Source organism: Pseudomonas sp. No.117 (assembly GCF_054558395.1).
Genome location: NZ_BAAJNP010000002.1, coordinates 90,343 through 113,283, shown reverse-complemented (window position 1 = coordinate 113,283; position 22,941 = coordinate 90,343). Strand labels below are relative to the sequence as shown.

The window sequence follows — 22,941 nt, the reverse complement described above, 5'->3', positions numbered from 1 at the left end:
CTCAGGCGGCCTGGCTGGCGCGATGCCGGCTGGCGAGTTCGGTGGCCTGGCGCAGCGCCTCGATGAGGCTGCGCTCGTCGGCAATGCCCTTGCCGGCGATGTCGAAGGCGGTGCCGTGGTCTACCGAGGTGCGGATCACCGGCAGGCCGACGGTGACATTGACGCCCGCTTCCAGGCCCATGACCTTGACCGGGCCGTGGCCCTGGTCGTGATACATGGCCACCACGCAGTCGAAGTCGCCGCGCCCGGCGCGGAAGAAGAGTGTGTCCGCAGGCAACGGGCCTTCCACGCGCCAGCCACGGGCGCGCAGCTCGTCGATGGCCGGCTGGATCTTGGTTTCTTCCTCGCCGTAGCCGAACAGGCCGTTCTCGCCGGCATGCGGGTTGATGCCGCAGACGGCGATCAGGGGGTCCTGGATGCCGGCCCGCTGCAGGGTGGCGTGGGCGCGTTCGATGGTGCGCTTGACCAGGCCCGGCTCGATGCGCGCGATGGCATCGATGATGCCGATATGGGTGGTGACGTGGATGACCTTGAGGATCGGCGTCATCAGCATCATCGACACCTCCTCGGTGCCGGTGAGGTGCGCCAGCAGCTCGGTGTGGCCCGGGAAGATATGGCCGCCCGCGTGCAGGGCTTCCTTGTTCAGCGGGGCGGTGCAGATGGCGTCGAGTTCGCCCGCGGAGGTGAGCTGCACGGTGCGTTCGATGTAACGATAGGCGGCGTCGCCGGCGAGGGCCGACAGCTTGCCGTAGGGCAGGTCGGCGGGGATCAGGCCGAGGTCGATGCAATCCACCACGCCGGGTTGGAAGCGTGCCTGATCGGGCCGCTCGATGGCGTTGATCTGCAGGCGACCGCCGACGATGCGATTGGCATCTTCCAGGCGACCGGCGTCGCCGATGACCAGCGGGCGGCAGCTGTCGTAGACCGCGGTGTGGGCCAGGGACTTCATGATGATCTCGGGACCGACGCCGCTGGCGTCACCCATGGTGATGCCGATGACGGGACGTTCAGACATGGTGGGCTTCCTTGTGCAGGGAGGCCGAGGCCTGTGCGGGTGGGCTGGCGCGCAGGTGGCGCCAGGCGTCGAGGAGGGTGTTGGCTTGGCCGAAGCCGCCGGCCTTGGTGACGACGTTCAGGGCGCGGCCGCGCCAGCGCGTGCTGGCCAGGGCCACGCCCGGCGCGAGGGCGCCGTGCAGGTCCAGCGCGGTGATGCCGGCCTGGGCGAGCAGGGCGCGAGCGGTCTCGCCGCCAGTGGCCATGAGGGCGGCGGACTCCTGTAGGGCGGGCTGCAGCAATTCGGCCAGGGCCTGGCTCAGGGCCACGGCCTGACGCGGATCCCGCGCTTGCTGGTCAAGACTGACCAGGACGTCTTCGCCGCGGGCGAGCTGCCGAGCGAGGGCCATGGCCAGCGCGGTACGCTCGGCGGCGTGTTGCGGCTCCAGCAGCCAGGCAGGGGCCAGCCGCTGCCAGTGTTGGCCGCTCCCGGCCACTAGACGCTCGGCCTGGGCCTGGGAGTGCCGCGACATGCTGCCCACCACCGTAAGGATCGGGCCGTCGCTTGGAGGGCGGAGCGCGATGTGGTCGGTCAGGCCCAGCGCTGCGGGCAGCGCCTCGGCCAGACCTGCGGAGCCGACCCAGAACAGTTGCTGCGCCAGGGGCGCGGAGGCCCGGCCCAGCGCCTCCAGGTCCGTTTGGCGCTCGGCGTCGCAGACCAGCGCGGGCAGACCACTGTCCAGCGCGCGGCGCAGGGCGGCGGCCAGGGCCACCGGCTGACGCAGGGTGGCGAGGTCGAGCCGGGCACAGCTGATGCCGTGATCGGTCAGTTGAGCGACCAGATCGGCACTGCCGGTCAGGCCCTCGTTGCGCCAGACATCGGTCTGGTCGACCGGTACGCCGTCCAGGTACTGGAGGCCACCCTGGGTCGTGCGGCCCAGTGCCGGGTAGGCGGGCGCGACCAGGGCCAGGCCGCGCGGGGCAAGGGCCGCTACCTCGGCGGCGACATTGCCACGCAGGGTGGAGTCGATCTTCTTGTAGAGCGCGGCGCCCGCCAACGCCGGGTGCCCGAGCAGTGCGGCATGGCGCGCGGCGGCCGCACGCGAGTCCAGTCGACGGCTGTCCAGATCCAGTGCCGTCACCGGCGCCTGGGCATCCAGGGCCTCGGCGTCGAGCAGCACCCGGGTCGCCTGGGCCTTGGCGAAGCCCAGAGCACAGTCGGCGGCGCCGCTGAGATCGTCGGCCAGGATCAGCAGGCGGGTCATGGCAGCAGGCGCCGGTACAGCGCCTGGATGTCGTCCAGGCTCAGCGGCTTGGGATTGTTGACCATCAGCCGGGTGACCTTGGACGCTGCCACGGCCATTTCTGGCAGGTGTTCCTCGCGGACACCAAAGGCGGCCAGGTCCTGCGGAATCTCCAGGGTGGCGGTCCAGGCGGCGATCTGTTCGATCAACTTGTGTGCGGCGGCTTCGTCGCTGTCTTCCTCGCGGGCGAGGCCGCAGACCAGGGCGGCGCGCTTCAGGCGTGGTGCGCAGCTGTCCAGGTTGAAGGCCATGACATGGGGCAGCAGCATGGCATTGGCCACGCCGTGGGTGACGTGGAACTTGCCGCCCAGGGGATAGGCCAGGGCATGCACGGCGGCCGTGCCGGCCGCGGTCAGGGCCACGCCGCCGTAGGTGGAGCCGAGCAGCATGTCGCTGCGGGCGCGCACCGAGTCCGGCTGCTGATAGGCCTCGACGATGCTGCCGGCGATCAGGCGCATGGACTCCAGGGCAAAGGTATCGCTGACCGGATTAGCCTTGTTGGAGATGAAGGACTCCAGCGAATGGGTGAAGGCGTCCATTCCGGTGGCGGCGGTGATGGCCTTGGGCAGGCTCAGGGTCAGCAACGGATCGAGCAGCACCAGCGCTGGCAGCAGGTGGCGGCTGACCACGCCCACCTTCAGCTCTTCGTCAGGCAGGGTGACGATGGCGTTGGGGGTGACCTCCGAGCCGGTGCCCGCAGTGGTCGGCACCAGCACGGTGGGCAGCCCGGCGCGGGCCACCTGGTCGATACCCAGCATGGACCTTAGCGACTGCTCGTTGGTGAGCATGACCGCGAACAGCTTGGCGGCGTCCAGCACCGAGCCGCCGCCGATGGCGAGCAGGGCGTCGGGCTGGCGCGGCGCGACCTGCTCGCGGAACACCTGCTCGATGTTCTCCAGGGTGGGCTCGATCTCGACGTTGTCGATCACCGCCACCTCGATGTCGCGGGCGGCCAGCTGTGCCTTGACCCGCTCGGTTACGCCCAGGCCGTGCATGGCCTGCTGGGTGACCAGCACCACGCGGCGCAGCGGGACGTCGAGGAGGGCGAGCTTGTCGCCGAGCTGGTCGAGGGCGCCGGCGCCATGGACCAGGTGTTTGACGGTATGGAAATGGTAGAGGGACATGGGCGCTCCGGATCAGTCGCGATAGACGGCCAGTAGGCCTTCGAGCTTGTGTACGGTGGCTTCGTCCAGCGGCGCCACCGGGGCCCGGCAGGGACCGACCGGGACGTTGAGCAGGTCGGCGGCCTTCTTCAGTACCGACGGCATGGTCCCGAGGGCGAAGGCGTCGCGCAGCGGCCGCAGCCTTTCCTGGGCGGCGCGGGCGGTGGCGTGGTCACCGGCCTGGAAGGCGTTCCAGATGCTCATGACCACCTGCGGCACGGCATTGGCGGTGGCCGCCACGGCGCCGTCGCCACCTGCCAGCAGGTTCCAGTAGATGAGGGAGTCGGTGCCGGCGAAGACGGCGAAGTCGTCGCTGCGGTATTTCAGCATCTGCACCAGGGCGTCGAAGTTGCCGGCGCTGTCCTTGATGCCCTTGATCTGCGGGTGCTGGCTCAGGGTGGCCACCGCGCCGATGCCGATGGACATACCGGTCTTGGCCGGGATGTTGTAGAGCATCAGCGGCAGCGAGGAAGCGTCGCCGATGGCTTCGTAGTGGGTGATCAGCTCTTTCTGGCTGACGGCATTGAAGTAGGGCGTGATGACCGAGAGGGCGTCGACGCCGCGATCCGCCATCTTTTTGTTCAGTTCGATCACTTCGTGGGTGGCGAAGGCACCAGTACCGGCTACCACTGGCACCCGACCGCCGGCGGCGTCTACCGTGAGCTCGGCGATACGCAGCTTCTCGGCTTCGGAGAGGGCGAAGAACTCGCCGTTGGTGCCCAGTACGAACAGGCCGTGGACGCCAGCGCCGATCAGATTTTCGATCAGACCGCGCAAGGCGTTTTCATCGACGCGCTGCTGGGCGTCGAACGGGGTGACGAGGGCGGGAACGATGCCGCGGAATTTCATGATCATGCCTACCTTGTGATTGTTCTAATCACAATAAAGCACGTTTTGATCTAATCGATCAATAGTGGACCGGCGAATTATCACGCTGAGTGACGGTCTGCACGTTCGGCGGAGATCACAGGGTGTGCCTGACCTTGACTGTCTGGCGTCCAGGGCGCGTCGGTCGCTCGGCATGAACGCTGCCCAGGTGGCGGTCATTACCCTGATTGAACTGACAAAATTGTCACGCGCTGGTACCCGTTCCTGACCGAATGATCAGGTTAGGGTGGCGAGGTCATTTCCTGGGCCTCGCCTCATGTCGCGCTTTCTCACTGCCGTAACCGCCGCCCTCCTGGGCACCACCCTGCTCGCTCAGGCGCAGGCCGCCTTGCCGCAGCACCCTGATCTGGACCTGCCTGCCGCCCAGCGGCTGGCACAGGCCGCGCCCTGCAGTGCAGCGCTCGCGGTACTCGATCACAGTGGCCAGACGATCCTGCTGCAGCGTGATACCCGCGTCGGGCCGCACAACACCGAGGCGGCGCGGCGCAAGGCCTTCACCGCGCTCTCCGCCCGCACGCCTTCGCAGGCGCTGGCCGAGCGTGCCCGGCAGAACCCGGACGCCGCCAATCTCGTCACCCTGCCCGAGTTGCTGCTACTGGGCGGTGGCATCCCGCTCTATGAAGGCGACCAGCTGGTCGGCGCCCTCGGCATCGCCGGGGCCGGCGGTGGCGGTGCGGACGAGCGCTGTGCGCTGGCGGCCGCTGAACACCTCAACCTCACCTCCCATCCTTGAAGGAGACTTCCATGAAGACGTTCGTGCTGTTGTCCGGGCTGGCCCTGTCCGGCTTCGCGGTCGCCGCCCCCAATCCGCTCAGCGTGCATGTGCTGAACCTGGAAGACGGCAAGCCGTCGGCGGGAGTCCATGTGACCCTGGAGCGCCAGGTAGGGCAGGGCTGGCAGCCGCTGGCGGAAGAGATCACCAACGAACAGGGGCGGGTACCGGCGCTGTTCCCGAAGGAAAACACCTTCGAGAAGGGTGAGTACCGCGTGGTCTTCAAGACCGGCGACTACTATCGCCAGCAGGGCCGCAGCGCCTTCTTCCCCGAGATCCCGGTAGTGTTCGACGTCACCCAGCCGGAGCAGCACTACCATATCCCGCTGTTGCTCAGCCCCTACGGCTTCAGTACCTACCGGGGTTCCTAGGTCTGTACGAAACGTCAGCGAGCGAAGGTCGGGCAAGGCCTGGGCGGCTCCGGAAAACGCTGGGCAAGCGGATCGGGCTCGCGCACGACCGGGCTCGCGCACGAGCTCACGAGCGGTAAATGCGCAGTGCGAACGGGCCGCCTAGGCCGGGCTGGCGATCCAGGCCGTGTTCAACCAGGCATCACCGAGCTTAGGCGTTTCTCGTAAAGAACCTAGTCGCCGGTGAGGCGCAACGCCTCACGCCCTCTGCTGCGTCCGGGCGGGCGCGGTGAGGTCCGCGGCGAGGGCAGGTCCTCCGGCCTGGAGGGCCTGCCTGGCTTGGCAAAGGGGCTATCGCGAGCTGCGGAGGGAGCCTGTTTAGGCGGTAGCTTCGCTCGCCTAGGGTAGCCACAGCTACCCCGTGTGGCCTGTCGTTCCCAGGCCCTATGAGCGGCACGCTGCCGGTGGGCGGCAAGATAAGCGGCCGGCGGCGTCATCCTCGGAGAATAGCAACCTTTGCCGATCTCCTGATCCCCAAAAGCCCTCGCCAGTCTCGAATCGGCCCGGCTCGCGAATAGGCTGTCTGATCGCCAACGAGCGGACAGCGATACCGGCGCCTTAAGTGAGTCCTAATCGACAAAGTGTAGCCTTGGTCGCGTGAACCCTTATTGTGCCCGGTTATTTTTTCGAGCGGTGCAATCGATCATGAATGACAAATGACGTCCACCGTTACCTTGTCAGGAGCTGGTAGGTATGCCGCTCGATCAGTTTTCACCTAGCTTTTCTACGGTCCGGGCTGACGCGGCTGCAGGCGGCGTGCCCCTGTGAGCCAGGACTTCGCGTCACTGCGCAACAGTCAACGCGGCCCGGTGCTGCTGCTGGCCTCCGGACCTTCGGCTGGCGAACTCAGCCTGGACGCCTGGCAGGGGGTGCCGATCATCACCATGAACGGCGCCATTGCCAAGCTGAGTGGGAGCGGCATCCGCCCGCTGTTCTACGTCTGCAGCGACCTGAGCTTCGCCGAGCAGCAACCCGATCTCTATGAGCGTGGGCTCGAGCAGGCGCAACGGCTGGCCTTGTGGCCCGAGGCGATCGAAAGGCTGGCGGGAAGCCGGCAGGCCAAGGCTCACGCGTTGCGCCGAGCGCCCAGTACCCGTCTGGAACACTACCTCGGGCGGGAGCGCGACCAAGCCGAACGCACGCTGACCTTGCTCAGTCGGCGGGCGCGCGACATAGGTTTCAGCCGGGACATGGACTACGGCATCTTCGACGTGCGCACCGTGGCCTACATCGCGCTGCAACTGGCCTATCACCTGGGCTTCACCGAGATCTATCTCGCCGGTGTCGATCTCAACGCGCAGGCCCCGCGCTTCTACGAAGGCAGTACGCGGCCAAGATCCCCCTGCGGCCTGGAAGAGCACCTGTACAGTCGTATCCTGCCCGGGTTCAAGGTCATGCAGGACGTCATGACCGCCGAGGGCCGCCAGGTCTTCAACCTGTCGCCTAGCAGCCGCATTCCCGCCCAGCTCATCCCGCCGGCCGACCTGGCGGTGGTCGAGGCCGCCTGGCTGGGATTGCGAACCCGCCAGGCCGGTTGAAGCCGCGAGGTCAGTACTCCTGGCGCGTCGGCCGGAAGAGGATTTCGTTGATGTCCACGTCGTCTGGCTGGCTCAGGGCGTAGACCACCGCCCGGGCGAAGGCGTCGGCGGGAATGGCCAGCTCATAGAGCTTGCGGACGTTCTCCGCGACGTCCGCCTCGCTGATGCTGTTGGGCAACTCGGTGGCCACGGCGCCGGGCGAGAGGATGGTGGTGCGGATGCCATAGGGCTTGACCTCCTGGCGCAGGCCCTCGGAGATGATCCGCACCGCATGCTTGGTGGCCGAATAGACGGTGCTGCCCGCGCGGACCTTGTGACCGGCGACCGAAGAGACGTTGATGATGTGGCCACTCTGCTGCGCCTGCATGGTCGGCAGGACCGCGGCGATGCCATAGAGCACACCCTTGATGTTGACGTCGATCATCCGGTCCCAGTCTTCCAGTCGCCGCCGGTCCAGCGGCGAATGCGGCATCAGCCCGGCGTTGTTGAGCATGACGTCGATCCGGCCGTATCGGTCCAGGGCGAGGTCGACCAACGCCTGGACCTGCTCGGCCTGGGTCACGTCGGTGGCCTGGACCGCCACCTGGGCGCCGGTGGCCTGCAACTCCGCCGCCAGGGCCTCCAGACGGTCGAGCCGGCGCGCGCCCAGCACCAGGCGCGCACCCTCCTGGGCCAGCCGGCGCGCGGTGGCCTCGCCGAGGCCGCTGCTGGCACCGGTGATCACCACCACCTTGTCGTGGATGTTGTCGCTCATGGCAAAGGCTCCTCAGGTTGTCGAGAGACATCTGACTTGCCGCCCAGCCCAAGGTGCGGCGACTGGCGCGGCCGCCGTCCGGGGGGGGGCCGGCGCAACAGCTCTGGGGCGGTCCCCTGGCATCCAGGCAACTCGTCGGCGAGCCTGAATGGCGTAGGGCAGAGGAGGACGTCCTGGGGGGCCGGCTCAGCGCCAGCCCAGCGTCAGTCCCCAGACCACGCCGTAGCGCGCGGCCTTGGCCAGGGTCACCACCAGCAGAAAGCGCCACAGCGGCTCGCGCATCACCCCGGCTACCAGGGTGAGCGGATCGCCGATGATCGGCGTCCAGCTGAGCAGCAGCGACCACCAGCCATAACGCTGGTAGGCCGCCTGGATGCGCGTTAGGCGCTCTGGCGATAGCGGGAACCAGCGGCGCTCGTGGAAGCGCTCCAGCTGGGTACCGAGCCACCAGTTCAGGGTCGAGCCGGCGACGTTGCCCAGGGTGGCGGCCAGCAGCAGAAATACTGTTTCGTAGCGCGCGGTAAGCAGCAGCCCGGCCAGCGCGGCTTCCGATTGCAGGGGGAGCAGGGTGGCGGCGCCGAAGGCGAGCGCGGCCAGGCCGAGGTACAGACTCAGGGCTTCCAGCACAGCGGCTCCTGCTGGGAAAGGTCAGGGATCGCGGACGGCGGAAAGCGTCCCGGTCCGCCCGAGGCTGCCGAGCATAACGCCTGTAGGGAGGGATTGGCCGCCCCCTGCACCCAGGCTGCGCGCCTGGCGTTCAGCCCAGTTTGGCGATCCATTCCTCCACCGAGTCGCCGCTGCTGATATCGGGCTGTACCAGGCCATCGATCATGAAGGTGGGCGAGACGTGGATGCCGTTCTGCCGGGCGTACTTGCAGTGCCATTTGATGGCCTGTTGCAGGTCGGGCTGGGCGAAGGCCTCGGCCAGGGCCAGGCCGCTGTAGCCTTCCAGGCGGGCGATGATGTCGTTGGGCGTGGCGTCACGGTTGGGGCCGGTGGCGTGGTCCTGGAATTCGAATTCCTCGCGGTGAGCGGCGACCGCCGCCAGCACCGCCTTGGCGCTGTCCTTACCGGCTTCCAGGGTAGCGGCGGCCAGCACGCAGCGCACCACCACGCCGGAAAACAGGTGCCAGGGCTGGGATTGCAGGCGGATCTTCAGGGTGATGCGGTCAGGGCCAGCCTGGGCCAGCAGGTCGTCGAGCTTGTTGAAGGCCTTGACCGAGAAGGGGCAGGTGGGCTCGAGAAAGACTTCGAAAGTACGGGGGCCGTGGCCCCAGCTCAGGGTGTCTGCGTACATCGGGATCTCCGGTGGTGATGGGCGAAACGACCGGGATCAGACCGCACGCCGTCCCTGGCGTTTTCCCGGTGCGTGAGGCATCAAGGAATCAGGCGCCGCCGCCGCATATCTTCCAGGTGCGCCAGCAGGACCTCGTCCGACCTCAGGATCATCCGCTGGAAGCCGGCCTGCCGCGCCTTGGTCACGTCGAAGATGGCGTCCTTCTCGACATGGAAGATGAAGTCACCGAAGGCGCCCGGGGCGATCCGCTGGGGATCGGCTTCGGCCAGGTTCTCGCGCCGGGCCAGGGCCTGCCAGACCGGCTTGAGCGCGGTCAGCCGCTGATCCAGGGAAATCGGCTGGGGCTCGCCCACCTCCAGGCCGAACCAGTCGGCCAGCTTGGGCCAGACGTGGCTCCAGCGAAAGACGTCGCCGTTGGTGAGGTTGAAGGCGCCGTCGCGTTCTTCTTCGGCGGCCCAGACCGCGGCCTCACCCAGCAGCGGCGCGGCGGTGACATTGACCAGGGCATCGCGATAGGCCTGCTCCGGGCCGGGGAACTGCATGGCGGTGCCGGTCTCCCGGCAGAGGGCACCATAGAGGCCGATGAGATTGCCCAGGTTCATCGCCGAACCCAGGGAATGGCCGATGACGATGTCGGGCCGCAAGGCGGTCCAGCGGATGCCGTCCGCCTCTAGGCTGCGGACGAAATCCTCGTGGCGGAAATAGAGATTGGGCGGGAAGTGGCGGCTGTCGTCTTCCCGGGCGGGCGTCTTGTAGACGCCGAGATGAGCGCCGTAGATCTTGCCGCCCTGGACGAAGGTGATGCGCTCCAGGGGCGCACCGGCACTGCGTATCGCGGCTACCAGGTTTTCCAGCATGGCGGCGTTTTCGTCGGCCTCCACGCCCGGGTCCGGATTGGGCTTGAGGGCACTGTAGAAAAGGTGGGTCACGCCAGCGAACTCGTCCTTGGCGGCGGCCAGGCTTGCGGTGTCCAGTAGGTCGGCGGTTACATGGGGGAAGCGACTCGGCGCGGCCTGCGAACGGCCCACGGTAGCGATGGACCAGCCGCTCTGGGCGAAGGCGTCCAGCACGGCCTGGCCGATGATGCCGCTGGCGCCGGCGATGAGGAGTTGTCTGGCAGTCATGGGGTCTCCTGGAGAAGTCTGTTGCGGACGATGAAGGGGAGACCCCGGCTGCCCTCGATTTGTCCCCTGTTCGGGCTGGACGGTCGACGGGGCAGGGCTGCGCCGGCGTCCCGTCGCGGCGCGCTTTCAAGGTCGTCCGGCGCGGACTACCTTGGACCTTTACCCATCGCGCGAGGCGGTCCTTCATGGCGACATCTCCGGCGGCTTTTCCGGCCTTACCAGCACTGCTCGCGGAGGTGCTGGCTGCCTTCGAGCTGCCTCGTGCGGCGGCTGGGCAACTGCGCGTCGTGAATGCCGACAGCCTGGCCTCCTGCTTTCCTGTCAGCGATCTGGCCACGGCCTCCATGGGCGCGGCCGGCCTGGCGGTGGCGGACCTGTTGGGTGCGACCGGACCGGTCGCCGAGGTGCGGGTGGATCGGCATCTGGCCGCGGCTTGGTTCAGTCGTTCGCTCAAGCCCCAGGGCTGGGCCCTGCCGGCTGCCTGGAACCCGGTCGCCGGCGACTATCGCACCCGCGACGGCTGGCTTCGCCTGCACACCAATGCGGCTCACCATCGGGCGGCGGCGCTCGGCGTCCTGGGCTGTGCCGGGACCCGCGGCGCGGTGGCCGAGGCGGTCGCCAGCTGGTCGGCCACCGCGCTGGAAACGGCGGTGGTCAGCGCCGGTGGCTGCGCCGCCGAAATGCGCAGCCTGGCGGCCTGGCAGGCCCACCCCCAGGGTCGCGCGGTAGCGGCCGAGCCGCTGGTGGCCCTCGACTGGCAGTCCTGTGCGCCAGCCACGGCCTGGCGACCCGAGCCGCAGCGGCCCCTGGCCGGTATCCGCGTACTCGACCTGACTCGCATCCTCGCCGGGCCCATCGCTACCCGGTTGCTGGCGGGGCTAGGGGCCGAGGTGCTGCGGCTGGATCCGCCCGCCTGGGACGAGCCGGCCCAGGCGCCGGAAGTGACCCTGGGCAAGAGCTGCGCCCGTCTCGACCTGCGCCGGCCCGCCGACCGCCTGACGTTCGAGCGCCTGCTCGGCACGGCCGAGGTGCTGGTGCACGGCTATCGCCCGGAAGCCCTGGAGCGCCTGGGCTACGGTGCGGCCCAGCGCCGCGCGCTGAATCCGGCGCTGGTCGACGTCAGCTTGAACGCCTACGGCTGGAGCGGTCCCTGGGCCGGCCGCCGTGGCTTCGACAGCCTGGTGCAGATGTCCTCCGGCATCGCCGCGGCCGGTCGTGACTGGCGGCAGGTGGCGGAGCCGGTGCCCCTGCCGGTCCAGGCCCTCGACCATGCCACCGGCTACCTGATGGCGGCCGCGGTCATCCGCGGCCTGACCGCCCGCGCCCGGGAGGGCCGTACCCTGAGCGCGCGCCTGTCCCTGGCCCGTACCGCCTGCCTGCTGACCGCGCATCCTGTCGTCGCCAGCGAGCCACTGTTCACTGGCGTGCAGGACGGCGACTACGGCGGCGAATCCGAGCCCACCGCCTGGGGGCCAGGGCTGCGCCTGCGCCCGGCACTGGCGATCGGCGACCTGCGCCTGCACTGGGAACGGCCGGCTACCCGGCTGGGGTCGGCGACCGCGGCCTGGTCGACGGCGGACTGAGCGGGGTTGCCCGGCTCAAGGCTCCAGGCAATACCCCACCCCATAGATGGAGCGGATCAGCTCGCAGTCCGGGTCGAGGCGGTGCAGTTTGCGGCGGACGTTGCGCACGTGGCTGTCGACGGTGCGGTCGGTGACGATGCGGTAGTCGGCGTGCAGGTGGTTGAGCAACTGGTCGCGGGAGAGCACCTTGCCGGGGTGCTTGGCCAGGGTCGCCAACAGACGGAATTCCACCGGGGTCAGCTCCAGCGGCTGGCCGTTGTAGCTGGCCTGGTAGGCCTCGGCGTCCAGTTGCAGGCCGCTGGGCGCGGGAAGGCTACCCGCAGCGCTGCGGCGCAGCACGGCCTTGACCCGGGCCACCACCTCGCGCGGGCTGAAGGGCTTGCAGATGTAGTCGTCGGCGCCCAGCTCCAGGCCGAGCAGGCGGTCGATCTCGTCGACCCGGGCGGTGACCATGATGATCGGCAGGGCGCTGAAGGCCCGTACCGCGCGGCACACCTCCAGACCGTCCAGGCCGGGCAGCATCAGGTCGAGCAACACCAGGTCGGGCGGTGTGGCACGGATCGTCGCCAGGGCCTCCTGGCCATCGGCGCGCCAGTCACAGGTGAAGCCGGCGGCCTTGAGGTAGTCGCCGAGCAGGGCGGCCAGCTTGGGTTCGTCTTCCACCAGCAGGATGGTCTGGCTCATGCCGGGCTCCGGTCGTCGAGGGCGGGCAGCTGGAGTTCCAGCCAGAGGCCGCCGAGCGGCGAGGCCTGTGCCTGCAGGCGTCCGCCGTGGACCTCGGCGATGCCGCGGCAGATGGCCAGGCCCAGGCCGGCGCCGCCGCTGCGGCGACTGCGCGAGCCCTCGACGCGATAGAAGCGTTCGAACAGCCGCTCGCGATCGGCGGCGGGCACACCGGGGGCGGAGTCCTGCAGGTCGACCTGTAGCAGCTGGCCGACCTGGCGCGCTGTGAGGCGCACCTGGCCGGGGGCCTCGGTGTATCTCAGGCTGTTTTCCAGCAGGTTGTAGAACAGCTGGCCGAGGCGCGCCTCGTCGCCGCGAATCATCAGGGGCGCGTCCGGCAGCTCCAGCTGCAACGCCAGGCCGGCTTGGCGATAGCGGGCGCGCCAGGCATCGGCGGTCAGCGCCAGCAGCATCGCCAGGTCCAGGGGCTCGTGGCGATAGGTGGGGCCACCCACCTCGGCCAGGGACAGTTCGAAGAGATCGTCCACCAGCTTGTTCAGCGAGCCGACCTCGGTCTGCAGCGATTTCACCCCACCGTTGTCCAGCGGCCGGATGCCGTCTTCCATAGCCTCCAGCTCACCCTTGAGCACCGCCAGGGGCGTGCGCAGCTCGTGGGAGATGTCGGCCATGAACACCCGGCGCTGGCGTTCGTTGTCCGCCAGGGCCTTGGCCAGGCGATTGAAATCCTGCGCCAGCTGGCCGGCCTCGTCGGCGGAGCGGATGGGCAGCTGGATGCCGTAGTCGCCCGCCGCCAGGCGGTGGGTGGCGGCGGCCACGGTACGGATCGGCCGTAGCAGGGTGCGGGCGATCCACCAGGCCAGGGCGGCGGCGAGCAACAGGCAGACGAAGGCGATCACCAGGCTGGAGCGGATCTGGCCCTGCTGGAAGCGCCGGTCGCCGTCGCTGATCACCGCCTCGAAGGGGGTCAGGGCCAGCCAGCCGACCACCTGGCCCTGCCAGTGGATGGCGCGCAGCAGGGGATGCGGCGCGATCTGGCGAAAGCCGATCAGGTAGCCATGCTCAGCGTCCAGCAGCGAGAAGCGCAGGAAGGCGCCGGTGAGATCCGAGACCGGCGGGGTGGGCCGGCTGGCCTGGCCCGCCGGCACCTCGGGCCGCAGCAGCTGGATCCAGGCCTCGGGCGGATGCTGGTTGAGCAGGAAGTCCCAGCTGTGGTGCTCGGCGTAGGCGTGCTCGAAGCGCGGCACCAGGGCGTCCAGGCGCTGTTCGGCCTGCTCGTTGAGATAGCCGAGGAAGTCCCGCGAGAAACTCAAGTAGGACGCCCAGGCCATGCCCAGCACCGCGAAGGCGCAGAGCGCCAGGGCGGCGAGGAAGACCTTGGCGGACAGGGACAGGCGAAGCAGGCCCATGCGGATCTCGGCAATGGAAGGTAGGGGCACGCTAGCAGCTCCGCGGATGGCTGTCAGGGGGCCGCGGCCAGGCGCGTGGCCTGCCAGTCGCCGCCCAGGGCCATGTGCAACTGGACGCTGGTCACCAGCTGGCTGGATTCCAGCTGCAGCAGGCTCTGTTCCTGGCTGAGCTGGGTGGCCTGGGTGGTGGCGACGTCCAGGTAGTCGATCAGGCCGGCCTCGTACTGGTCGCGGGTCACGCTGGCCGAGTCGCGGGCGGCGGCCACGGCGCGGCGCTGGGCGGCGAGTTCCGGATCCAGGGTGTGCAGGGCCACCAGGTAGTCCTCCACTTCGCCGAGGGCGGTGAGCACCGTCTGCCGATAGCTGGCGACCTTGGCGTCGTAGGCGGCGCGCGCCTGGTCGACGCTGGCGCGGGTGGCGCCGAAGTCGAACAGGGTGCCGGAGAGGGTCGGGCCCAGCGACCAGAAGCGGCTGGGCGTCTTGAACAGCTCGCCGAGCAGGCTGCTCTGGTAGCCACCGCTGGCGCTCAGGGTAAGGTCCGGGTAGTAGGCGGCGGTGGCCACGCCGATGGCGGCGTTGGCGGCAGCCACCTGCCGTTCCGCCTGGGCGATGTCGGGGCGGCGCTCCAGCAAGGCGGTGGGCAGGCCGGCGGGAATGTCCGGCAGCCGCGCCTGCCAGTGCGGATCGACGGCCAGGCTGAAGTCCGCCGGCGGCTTGCCGAGCAGCAGGGCGATGGCGTGTTCCAGCTGGGCACGCTGGGTGGTCAGGTCCAGCCGACTGGCGTCGGCGCTCTCCAGCTGGGTGCGGGCCTGGGCGAGGTCGGCGCGGGAGGCGAGCTGTTCGTCGTATTTGTTCTGGATCACCGCCAGGTAGCGCCGGTAGTCGGCCAGGGTCTGGTCGTAGAGCGCCAGGCGTCGATCCAGGATGCGCAGCTGGAAATAGTCCTGGGCCAGCTCGGCCTGGGCGCTGAGGGTGGCATTGGCCAGCTCCGCGGCGCTGGCCTGGGCACTGGCGCGGTCCTCTTCCAGGGTGCGGCGCAGCTTGCCCCAGAGGTCCAGGTCCCAGCTCAGGCCGAGGGTCAGGCTTTCGGCGTTCCTCACGCTGGCGCCGCTGCTCGAGCTGTCGCTGGTCCCGCTGGCGTTCTCGCTGCGGGTGGTCTTGGCGTCCAGGGTGGCGCTGGGCAGGGTCTCGGCGCGGCTTTCGCGGACCAGGGCGCGCGCCTGGCGATAGAGGGCCTGGTACTGGGCGACGTTCTGGTTGGACACCGCCACCTGGTCGAGCAGCGCCGTGAGTTGCGGATCGGCGTAGCCTTGCCACCAGGCGCCCTTGGCCTGGTCGTCGCGCGGACTGGCGGCCTTCCAGCCGGCGGCTTCCTTGAACTGGGTCGAGAGCGGAGCGCTGGGCCTCTGGTAGTCGGGGCCGACGGTGCAGCCGGCGAGCAGGGCCAGCAGGAGCAGGGCGGGTAGGGCGTGCGGGGCATGCATGGTCGTTACCTTCAGGCCGCGGAGCGGCGCAGCTGCGTGCGCCAGAAGCGGCGACTGGCGCGGCTCAGGCGGTCGAGACAGAGGAATACCACCGGGGTGGTGAAGAGCGTCAGCACCTGGCTCAGGGCCAGGCCGCCGGCGATGGCTAGCCCCAGGGGACGGCGCAACTCGTCGTCGCCGCCGCTGCCCAGGGCCAGCGGCAGGGCGCCGAAGAAGGCCGCCAGGGTGGTCATCAGGATCGGCCGGAATCTCAGCCGGCAGGCCTCGCGGATGGCCTCGGCCGGCGCCAGGCCCCGCTCGCGCTCGGCCGCCAGGGCGAAGTCCACCAGCAGGATGGCGTTCTTCTTGACGATGCCGATCAGCAGCAGGATGCCGATCAGGGCGATGAGGGTCAGCTGGGTCCCGGTCGCCAGTAGCAGCAACAGGGCGCCCACCCCCGCGGAGGGCAGGGTGGAGAGGATGGTCAGCGGATGGATGTAGCTCTCATAGAGCATGCCCAGCACCAGGTAGATGGCCGCCAGCGCCGCGGCCACCAGCCAGGGGATCTGGGCGACCAGGGTGGCGAAGGCCTGGGCGGTGCCCTGGAAGCCAGACTGGATCTCCCGCGGCAGGCCGACCTTGCTCAGCGCCGCCTGGATCGCCGCCTGGGCCTGTTCCAGGGAGACTCCATCGGCCAGATTGAAGGCCAGGGTGCTGGTGGCCATCTGGCCCTGGTGCGCCACCGCCAGGGCCGCGTTGCCGCCGGCGAAGCGGGCGAAGGCGGCCAGCGGGACCTGGTCGCCACTGCTGGTCACCACATAGAGCTGGCGCAGTACCTGCGGATCCTGGGTGTAGGCTGGCGCCAGCCCCAGCACCACGTGGTACTGGTTGAGGGTGCGATAGAGGGTGGCGACCTGGCGCTGGCTGAAGGCATTGTCCAGCAGGGTATCGAGATCCTTGACGGTCACCCCCAGGCGGCTGGCGGCGGCGCGGTCGATCTCCAGGCGCACCTCCTGCCCGCCGGTCTGGGCATCGGAGTCCACCCCGGTCAGTTCCGGCAGCGCCTTGAAGGCGGCCTCCACCCTGGGCGTCCAGCTGCGCAATTCGTCGAGGTCGTCGGCCTGCAGGCTGAACTGGTAGGTGGCGTTGGCGCTGCGGCCGCCCACCCGCAGGTCCTGGGCGGGCATGAGGAACAGCTGGATGCCCGCATGGCGGCTGCCGAGCTGGCTGAGGCGGTTGCCGATCTGCTGGGCGCTGGCCTGGCGTTCGCTGTAGTCCTTGAGGCGGATGAAGAACTGCGCCGAGTTGCGCGAGCCGAACATGCCGCCGCCGGTGGAGGCCATCACCGCGGCCACGTCCGGGTCTTGGCGCAGCTGGGCGGCGATCTCCTTCACGTAGGGCGCCAGGGCCTGGTAGGAAATGTTCTGGTCGGCGCGGATGGCGCCCATCAGCACCCCGGTGTCCTGGTCCGGGAAGAAGCCCTTGGGCACCACCACATAGAGATAGACGTTGAGCAGCACGGTCAGCGCCAGGCTGGCCAGGGTCAGCAGCGGATGCCGCAAGACCCAGTCCAGGCCGCGCAGATAGCCGGCTTGCAGACCCGCCAGGGCGCCCTCGATGCGGCGATAGACCGCCGGTACCGGCGCTGCGGGCGCCCGCTCGCGCAGCAGCCGGGCGCAGAGCATGGGGGTCAGCGTCAGCGACAGCAGCATGGAGATGACCAGGGCCACGCTGAGGGTCACCGCGAATTCGCGGAACAGCCGGCCGACGATACCGCCCATGAGCAGCAGCGGGATGAACACGGCGATCAGCGACAGGGTCATGGACAGCACGGTGAAGGCCACCTCGCGCCCGCCGATCAGCGCCGCGCGCAACGGGCCGCGGCCCAGTTCGCGATGGCGGGTGATGTTCTCCAGCACCACGATGGCGTCGTCCACCACGAAGCCGGTGGCGATGATCAGCGCCATCAGCGAGAGGTTGTCCAGGCTGTAGTCCAGCAGGTACATCACCGCGCAGGTGCCGATCAGGGACAGCGGCAGCACCAGCGCCGGCACCAGGGTGGCGCGCAGGTCGCGCAGGAAGACGAACACCACCCCGATCACCAGCAGCACCGCCACCAGCAGGGTCTCCTCGGTGGAGTGCAGGGAGGCGCGAATGCTGGACGATCGATCGATCACCGGCACCAGGTCCACGTCGCCGGGTACCAGGGCCTGCAGGGCCGGCAGCTGGGCCTTGATGGCGTCCAGGGTCTGCAACATGTTGGCGCCGGCCTGGCGGGTCACGGCCAGGGTCACCGAGGGCTGGCCGTTCAGCGAGCCGCTGACGTAGACATCCTCCACCGTGGCATAGACCCGCGCCACGTCGCTCAGCCGTACCGCGGCGCCCTGCTGGTAGCCGACGATCAGCTGCCCATAGTCCGCCGCCTGTTCCAGCTGGCCGTTGCTCTCGATCGACCAGGTCTGGCCCTCGGCGTGCAGCACGCCCTTGGCGCCATGGGTGGTGGCGTTGGCGATGGCGCTGCGCACGCTGTCCAGGGCGATGCCGGCATGGGCCAGCTGCTGGGGTTGCAGCTCGATGCGGATCGCCGGCAGCGAACTGCCGCGGATCGACACCTGGCCGACGCCCTGCACCTGGGCGATCTTCTGCTGCAGGATGCTCGACGCCAGGTCATAGAGCTCGCCTGGACTGCGCGTCTTGGAGGTCAGCGCCAGCATCAGGATCGGTGATTCCGTGGGATTGGCCTTGCGATAGGTGGGCAGGCTCGGCATGCCGCTGGGCAGCAGGCTGCGCGCGGCGTTGATGCCGGCCTGGACGTCGCGGGCGGCGCCATCGATGTTGCGCGACAGGTCGAATTGCAGGATCAGGGTGGTGGCGCCCTGGCTGCTGCTGGAGGTCAGCTCGGTGATCCCGGCGATCTGGCCGAGGCTGCGCTCCAGCGGCGTGGCCACGGTGGCGGCCATGGTCTCGGGGCTGGCGCCGGGCAGGCTGGCGGTGACCACGATGGTAGGGAAATCCACCTTGGGCAGCGGCGCCACCGGCAGCTGGGCGTAGCCGAGCAGGCCGAGCAGCAGCACCGCCAGGCTCAGCAGCAGGGTGGCGACCGGCTTGAGGACGAACAGGCGCAGCGGATTCATCGCGCGTCGCCCCGCCGCAGCCGCCGGCCTAGCCGCTCGCCGAGGCTATCGAAGGCCAGGTAGATCACCGGCGTGGTGTAGAGCGTCAGCACTTGGCTGACCAGCAAGCCACCGACGATCACCAGTCCCAGTGGCCGGCGCAGCTCGGCGCCGGAGCCGCTGGCGAACATCAGCGGCAGGGCGCCGAGCAGGGCGGCCATGGTGGTCATCAGGATGGGTCTCAGGCGCAGCAGGCAGGCGCGATGGATGGCCTCGCGCGGCGCCAGGTGCAACTGCTGGCGGCCCTCCAGGGCGAAGTCCACCATCATGATGGCGTTCTTCTTGACGATGCCGATCAGCAGCACCACGCCGATCAGGGCGATCAGGGTGAACTCGGTACCGCTCAGCAAGAGCAGCAGCAGGGCACCGATGGCCGCCGAGGGCAGGGTGGAGAGGATGGTCACCGGGTGGATGAAGCTCTCGTAGAGCACCCCGAGCACGATGTACATCACCACCACCGCGGCCAGGATCAGCCACAGGGTGTTGCCGGCCGCCTGCTGGAAGGCCTGGGCCGCGCCTTGGTACCTGAGGGTGACGCTGCTCGGCGCCTGGGCCTCTTGCATGGCTTGGGCGATGGCCTGTTGCGCCTGTTCCAGGGAATAGCCGTCGGCCAGGTTGAAGGAGACCGTCACCGCCGGGAACTGCCCCAGGCGCGTCAACGCCAGGGCGCCGGGCCGCTGCTCGATGCGGGCGATATCGGTGAGGCGCACCAGGCCCTTGGTGGCGCTGCCGGTACTGCTGCTCGTCGAGCCACTGCTCGTCGTACCGGCGCTGGCGGTCGAGGAAGTCGCGGGCGCCAGGTAGATGTCGCCGAAGGCCGCCGCGCTCTGCTGGAAGGCACCCGGCACCTGCAAGACCACGCGGTACTGGTTGGCCTGGGTGAAGATGGTGGAGATCAGCCGTTGGCCGAAGGCGTTGTACAGCGCCGTGTCGACGTCGGCGGCGGTGATGCCGAAGCGCGCGGCGGCGGCGCGATCCAGTTCCACCTGGGCGGTGAGGCCCTGGTCTTCCAGATCGTCGAGCACGTCGCGCAGCTCGGGGCGCGCCTGCAGGCGCTGCATCAGCGGCGGCAGCAGGGCGGCCAGCTTGGTGCCGTCGGCATCGTCCAGGGTGAACTGGTACTGGCTGGGGGTGAGCTGGTCGTCCACCGTCAGCTCCTGGCTGGCCACCAGGTCCAGGCGGATGCCGGCGACGTCCGCCGCGGCCTGCTTGAGGCGCTGGATGATGGCCGGGGCCCGCTCGCTGCGTTGCTCGAACGACTTGAGCTGGATCTGCAGGCGCCCCTGGTTGAGGGTCGCGTTGGTGCCATCCACGCCGATGCTGGAGGTGACCGTGGCCACCGCCGGATCGGCCAGCACCCGTTGCACCACCGCCTGCTGGCGGCGCGCCATGGCGTCGAAGGAGACGTCCTGGGAGGCACGGGTGAAGCCGACGATCAGGCCGGTATCCTCGCCGGGGAAGAAACCCTTGGGTACCAGCAGGTAGAGCAGGGCGGTCAGCGCCACGGTCGCCACGGCCACCAGCAGGGTCAGGCGCGGATGGTCCAGCACCACGGCCAGGGTCCGGTCGTAGCCGGCCACCAGGCGCTCGAATTGCCGTTCGCCCCAGCGCGCGAAGCGCCCCTGGCGTTCCAGCGGCACGTGCCGCAGCAGCTGGCCGCAGAGCATCGGGGTGAGGGTGAGGGAGACGAACAGCGAGACCAGGATGGCCACTGCCAGGGTGATGGCGAATTCGCGGAACAGCCGCCCCACCACGTCGCCCATGAACAGCAGCGGGATCAGCACGGCGATCAGCGAGAAGGTCAGGGAGATGATGGTGAAGCCGATCTCCCGCGACCCGCGCAGCGTCGCCTGCAGCGGTGGCTCGCCCTCCTCCAGATGGCGGGCGATGTTCTCCACCACCACGATGGCATCGTCGATGACGAAGCCGGTGGCGATGGTCAGGGCCATCAGCGTCAGGTTGTTCAGCGAGAAGCCGGCCAGGTACATGACGCCGAAGGTGCCTACCAGCGACAGCGGCACCGCCAGGCTGGGAATCAGGGTGGCGGTAAGGTTGCGCAGGAACAGGAAGGTCACCATCACCACCAGGGCGATGGACAGCAGCAACTCGAACTGCACGTCCGCAAGCGACGCGCGGATGGTCTGGGTACGGTCGGCCAGGACCGTCAGCTGGACGCTGTCCGGCAGTGCCGCGCGCAGCTTGGGCAACTGTGCCTGGATGGCGTCGACCACGCCGATGACGTTGGCACCCGGCTGGCGCTGGATATTGATGACGATGGCCGGACGCCCGTTGGCGGTGGCCTGCAGGTAGGCGTTCTCCGGCGCCTCGGTGGTGGTGGCGACGTCCTTAAGGCGCAGCGCCGCGCCGTCCTCGTAGGTGAGCACCAGGTCGCCATACTCGGCGGCGCTGCGCAACTGGTCGTTGGCGTCGATGGTGATGGAATGGTCGGGGCCGTCGAAGCCGCCCTTGGAGCCGTTGACGTTGGCCGCGTTGACCACCGTATAGACGTCTTCCAGGGTCAGTCCATGGGCGGCCAGGGCCTTGGGATTGGCGTCGATGCGTACCGCCGGCTGCTGGCCGCCGGCCAGGGTCACCAGGCCGACCCCGGAGATCTGCGCCAGCTTCAGCGCCAGGCGGGTGTTGACCAGGTCCTGCACCTGGGTCAGCGGCAGGCTGTCCGAAGTAGCGGCCAGGGTCAGCACCGGGGCGTCGGCCGGATTGACCTTCTTGTAGGTGGGCGGATTGGGCAGGTTGCTCGGCAGGTAGCTGTTGGCGGCGTTGATCGCGGCCTGTACCTCCTGCTCGGCGACGTCCAGCGACAGGCTGAGATCGAACTTCAGGGTGATCACCGAAGCCCCGGCCGAGCTGGTGGAATACTGCTGCGCCAGGCCCGCCATCTGCCCGAGCTGGCGCTCCAGCGGGGCGGTCACCGCGGTGGCCAGCACCTTGGCGCTGGCCCCGGGATAGAGCGTGGTGACCTGGATGATGGGATAGTCCACCTCCGGCAGTGCCGAGATGGGTAGCAGGCGATAGCCCAGGATGCCGGCGAACAGCACCGCCACCATCAGCAGCACCGTGGCCACCGGCCGCTGGATGAACAGCCGCGACGGATTCATCGGCTGGCGTCCGCCGCCGGGGTGGCTTCCACCCGGACCTGGGCGCCGTCGCGCAGGTGGTCGATGCCACGGGTGACGACCCGCTCGTCGCCCTGCAGCCCCTGGGTGATGGCCACCCGGTCGCCTAGCGCCGGCCCCGGGGTCACGCCGCGCCGCTCGACCTTGTCTCCGGCCCCCACCACATAGACGAAGCTGCCGTCGCTGCCCAGCTGCACGGCGGCAGCGGGGACCACCACGGCGTTCTTCAGGGTGTCGGTCTGCAGGCGTACGTTGACGAACTGGTTCGGATAGAGCTTCTCGTCCGGATTGGCGAACACCGCCTTGAGCTTGATGCTGCCGGTGGCCGTGTCGATCTCGTTGCTGATGAATTTCAGGCTGCCCTCGGCCAGGGGCGTACTGCCCAACTGGTCCAGGGCGGTCACCGCCAGCCCCTGGCCCTGGCGGACCTTGGGCAGCAGGGTGGCCAGCGTCGCCTGGGGCAGGCTGAAGGTCACCGCGATGGGATCGGTCTGGGTGATGCTGACGATGCCGGTGGTGTCGCCGGCGGCCAGGTAGTTGCCGGCATCGACCAGGCGCAGGCCGGCATAGCCGGCGATCGGCGAGACGATGCGGGCATATTGCAGGTTCAGCTGGGCGGCGGCGATCTGCGCCTGGTCGGCCTGCACGGCGCCCTGGTATTGGCCCACGGTGGCGACCTGGGTATCCAGTTCCTGCTTGGCGAGGGAGTCCTTGGCCGCCAGGCGCCGATAGCGTTCCAGCGTCAGCTGGGCGCTCTTGAGTAGCGCTTGGTTCTGCGCCAGGTCGCCACGGTACTGGTCGAGGGTGGCCTGGTAGGGCCGTGGATCGATCTGTGCCAGCAACTGGCCCTGCTTTACCCGCTGGCCCTCGGTGAAGAACACCTGCTCCAGCTGGCCGGCGACCCGGGTGGTCACCGTGACGCTGGCATTGGCCACCACGGTGCCCAGGGCGGTGAGGGTGACCGGTACGTCGGCATGCCCGGCCTGGGCCACCGCCACGGTGAGGGTTTGCCCCGGCCCCGCGGCGGTGGCCCAGGCGTGACCGCCATGGCTGCCATGGGCGGTGCTGCCGGTATCGGTGGCGCGCCCATGCAGCTTGAGTCCCAGCGCCAGGGCGACGCCGGCCAAGACCATAACGACGAGAATGCGGGATTTCCTGCTCATGCCTGCCAGACCTGACTGCGATGGGGGTCAGGCTGCGGGGCAAATGTGCAGGAAATATGGAAGGGGCCCACACCAGGTTTTTGCACGTCTCA

Annotated in this window: 18 protein-coding genes; 4 read left to right on the top strand and 14 right to left on the bottom strand. The window is 69.1% G+C overall.

Going from position 1 to position 22,941, the window contains the following annotated elements; all coding sequences use genetic code 11:
- Position 1: 1 nt before the first annotated feature.
- From pdxA to dapA, 4 genes are read right to left on the bottom strand one after another with little or no spacing between them, the layout of a single operon-like run.
- Complete coding sequence (gene pdxA, locus ACYJP6_RS04020) at positions 2-1,015, bottom strand: 4-hydroxythreonine-4-phosphate dehydrogenase PdxA (RefSeq protein ID WP_459473594.1); 1,014 nt, start codon at positions 1,013-1,015, stop codon at positions 2-4.
- Positions 1,008-2,258, bottom strand: a complete 1,251-nt coding sequence (locus ACYJP6_RS04015) for a four-carbon acid sugar kinase family protein (protein WP_459473592.1) — start codon at positions 2,256-2,258, stop codon at positions 1,008-1,010. Before ACYJP6_RS04015 ends, pdxA begins: the two co-directional genes overlap by 8 nt.
- Positions 2,255-3,421, bottom strand: coding sequence for an iron-containing alcohol dehydrogenase (locus ACYJP6_RS04010; protein WP_459473591.1), 1,167 nt, complete (start codon positions 3,419-3,421; stop codon positions 2,255-2,257). The genes ACYJP6_RS04015 and ACYJP6_RS04010 overlap by 4 nt, the downstream gene beginning before the upstream one ends.
- A gap of 12 nt (positions 3,422-3,433) precedes the next feature.
- Positions 3,434-4,309 carry a 4-hydroxy-tetrahydrodipicolinate synthase gene (dapA, locus tag ACYJP6_RS04005; protein ID WP_459474280.1) on the bottom strand — a complete coding sequence of 292 codons (876 nt, stop codon included), beginning with the start codon at positions 4,307-4,309 and terminating at the stop codon, positions 3,434-3,436.
- 295 nt (positions 4,310-4,604) lie between these two features.
- On the opposite strand from dapA, the gene ACYJP6_RS04000 reads away from it, so the two are divergent.
- The 3 genes from ACYJP6_RS04000 (at position 4,605) to ACYJP6_RS03990 (ending at position 7,068) form a co-directional block, all read left to right on the top strand.
- Positions 4,605-5,081: a GlcG/HbpS family heme-binding protein gene (locus tag ACYJP6_RS04000; protein WP_459473589.1), complete on the top strand. Its 477-nt coding sequence runs from the start codon at positions 4,605-4,607 to the stop codon at positions 5,079-5,081.
- 11 nt (positions 5,082-5,092) lie between these two features.
- Positions 5,093-5,491, top strand: a complete 399-nt coding sequence (gene uraH, locus ACYJP6_RS03995) for a hydroxyisourate hydrolase (RefSeq protein ID WP_459473587.1) — start codon at positions 5,093-5,095, stop codon at positions 5,489-5,491.
- 803 nt (positions 5,492-6,294) lie between these two features.
- Positions 6,295-7,068: a lipopolysaccharide biosynthesis protein gene (locus ACYJP6_RS03990; RefSeq protein ID WP_459473585.1), complete on the top strand. Its 774-nt coding sequence runs from the start codon at positions 6,295-6,297 to the stop codon at positions 7,066-7,068.
- Between the two features lie 10 nt (positions 7,069-7,078).
- Here the strand turns inward: ACYJP6_RS03990 and ACYJP6_RS03985 are convergent, their stop codons facing one another.
- The 4 genes from ACYJP6_RS03985 to ACYJP6_RS03970 form a co-directional block, all read right to left on the bottom strand.
- Positions 7,079-7,822, bottom strand: a complete 744-nt coding sequence (locus tag ACYJP6_RS03985) for an SDR family oxidoreductase (RefSeq protein WP_459473584.1) — start codon at positions 7,820-7,822, stop codon at positions 7,079-7,081.
- Positions 7,823-8,008: 186 nt separating this feature from the next.
- Positions 8,009-8,446 (bottom strand): YqaA family protein, encoded by a 438-nt coding sequence (locus ACYJP6_RS03980; protein ID WP_459474279.1) that lies wholly within the window; start codon positions 8,444-8,446, stop codon positions 8,009-8,011.
- Between the two features lie 133 nt (positions 8,447-8,579).
- On the bottom strand, positions 8,580-9,119 hold the full coding sequence (locus tag ACYJP6_RS03975) for a DsbA family protein (RefSeq protein ID WP_459473583.1): 540 nt from the start codon (positions 9,117-9,119) through the stop codon (positions 8,580-8,582).
- A gap of 80 nt (positions 9,120-9,199) precedes the next feature.
- Positions 9,200-10,243, bottom strand: coding sequence for an NAD-dependent epimerase/dehydratase family protein (locus tag ACYJP6_RS03970; protein WP_459473581.1), 1,044 nt, complete (start codon positions 10,241-10,243; stop codon positions 9,200-9,202).
- Positions 10,244-10,428: 185 nt separating this feature from the next.
- On the opposite strand from ACYJP6_RS03970, the gene ACYJP6_RS03965 reads away from it, so the two are divergent.
- Positions 10,429-11,826 carry a CoA transferase gene (locus ACYJP6_RS03965; protein ID WP_459473579.1) on the top strand — a complete coding sequence of 466 codons (1,398 nt, stop codon included), beginning with the start codon at positions 10,429-10,431 and terminating at the stop codon, positions 11,824-11,826.
- A gap of 15 nt (positions 11,827-11,841) precedes the next feature.
- On the opposite strand, the gene ACYJP6_RS03960 is transcribed toward ACYJP6_RS03965, so the two are convergent.
- From ACYJP6_RS03960 to ACYJP6_RS03935, 6 genes are read right to left on the bottom strand one after another with little or no spacing between them, the layout of a single operon-like run.
- Positions 11,842-12,510 carry a response regulator gene (locus ACYJP6_RS03960; RefSeq protein WP_459473577.1) on the bottom strand — a complete coding sequence of 223 codons (669 nt, stop codon included), beginning with the start codon at positions 12,508-12,510 and terminating at the stop codon, positions 11,842-11,844.
- The gene (locus ACYJP6_RS03955; protein ID WP_459474278.1) at positions 12,507-13,916 is read right to left on the bottom strand and encodes an ATP-binding protein; all 1,410 of its coding nucleotides are present in this window, start codon (positions 13,914-13,916) and stop codon (positions 12,507-12,509) included. Before ACYJP6_RS03955 ends, ACYJP6_RS03960 begins: the two co-directional genes overlap by 4 nt.
- Positions 13,917-13,969: 53 nt before the next feature.
- Positions 13,970-15,400 (bottom strand): efflux transporter outer membrane subunit, encoded by a 1,431-nt coding sequence (locus ACYJP6_RS03950; RefSeq protein WP_459473575.1) that lies wholly within the window; start codon positions 15,398-15,400, stop codon positions 13,970-13,972.
- Positions 15,401-15,411: 11 nt separating this feature from the next.
- Positions 15,412-18,513 (bottom strand): efflux RND transporter permease subunit, encoded by a 3,102-nt coding sequence (locus tag ACYJP6_RS03945; RefSeq protein WP_459473573.1) that lies wholly within the window; start codon positions 18,511-18,513, stop codon positions 15,412-15,414.
- On the bottom strand, positions 18,510-21,668 hold the full coding sequence (locus ACYJP6_RS03940; protein ID WP_459473571.1) for an efflux RND transporter permease subunit: 3,159 nt from the start codon (positions 21,666-21,668) through the stop codon (positions 18,510-18,512). Before ACYJP6_RS03940 ends, ACYJP6_RS03945 begins: the two co-directional genes overlap by 4 nt.
- A complete protein-coding gene (locus tag ACYJP6_RS03935) occupies positions 21,665-22,849 on the bottom strand; it encodes an MdtA/MuxA family multidrug efflux RND transporter periplasmic adaptor subunit (RefSeq protein WP_459473569.1) in 1,185 nt (394 codons plus the stop codon). Before ACYJP6_RS03935 ends, ACYJP6_RS03940 begins: the two co-directional genes overlap by 4 nt.
- Between the last annotated feature and the right edge of the window lie 92 nt (positions 22,850-22,941).

Excerpts from the sequence above, each read along its gene's own strand:
- uraH (WP_459473587.1), top strand. The coding sequence starts at position 5,093 with ATGAAGACGTTCGTGCTGTTGTCCGGGCTGGCCCTGTCCGGCTTCGCG.
- ACYJP6_RS03945 (WP_459473573.1), bottom strand. The coding sequence starts at position 18,513 with ATGAATCCGCTGCGCCTGTTCGTCCTCAAGCCGGTCGCCACCCTGCTG.
- ACYJP6_RS03940 (WP_459473571.1), bottom strand. The coding sequence starts at position 21,668 with ATGAATCCGTCGCGGCTGTTCATCCAGCGGCCGGTGGCCACGGTGCTG.
- ACYJP6_RS03960 (WP_459473577.1), bottom strand. The coding sequence starts at position 12,510 with ATGAGCCAGACCATCCTGCTGGTGGAAGACGAACCCAAGCTGGCCGCC.
- pdxA (WP_459473594.1), bottom strand. The coding sequence starts at position 1,015 with ATGTCTGAACGTCCCGTCATCGGCATCACCATGGGTGACGCCAGCGGC.
- ACYJP6_RS04000 (WP_459473589.1), top strand. The coding sequence starts at position 4,605 with ATGTCGCGCTTTCTCACTGCCGTAACCGCCGCCCTCCTGGGCACCACC.
- ACYJP6_RS03975 (WP_459473583.1), bottom strand. The coding sequence starts at position 9,119 with ATGTACGCAGACACCCTGAGCTGGGGCCACGGCCCCCGTACTTTCGAA.
- ACYJP6_RS03955 (WP_459474278.1), bottom strand. The coding sequence starts at position 13,916 with ATGGGCCTGCTTCGCCTGTCCCTGTCCGCCAAGGTCTTCCTCGCCGCC.
- ACYJP6_RS03935 (WP_459473569.1), bottom strand. The coding sequence starts at position 22,849 with ATGAGCAGGAAATCCCGCATTCTCGTCGTTATGGTCTTGGCCGGCGTC.
- ACYJP6_RS04015 (WP_459473592.1), bottom strand. The coding sequence starts at position 2,258 with ATGACCCGCCTGCTGATCCTGGCCGACGATCTCAGCGGCGCCGCCGAC.
- ACYJP6_RS04010 (WP_459473591.1), bottom strand. The coding sequence starts at position 3,421 with ATGTCCCTCTACCATTTCCATACCGTCAAACACCTGGTCCATGGCGCC.
- ACYJP6_RS03985 (WP_459473584.1), bottom strand. The coding sequence starts at position 7,822 with ATGAGCGACAACATCCACGACAAGGTGGTGGTGATCACCGGTGCCAGC.
- ACYJP6_RS03965 (WP_459473579.1), top strand. The coding sequence starts at position 10,429 with ATGGCGACATCTCCGGCGGCTTTTCCGGCCTTACCAGCACTGCTCGCG.
- ACYJP6_RS03970 (WP_459473581.1), bottom strand. The coding sequence starts at position 10,243 with ATGACTGCCAGACAACTCCTCATCGCCGGCGCCAGCGGCATCATCGGC.
- dapA (WP_459474280.1), bottom strand. The coding sequence starts at position 4,309 with ATGAAATTCCGCGGCATCGTTCCCGCCCTCGTCACCCCGTTCGACGCC.
- ACYJP6_RS03950 (WP_459473575.1), bottom strand. The coding sequence starts at position 15,400 with ATGCATGCCCCGCACGCCCTACCCGCCCTGCTCCTGCTGGCCCTGCTC.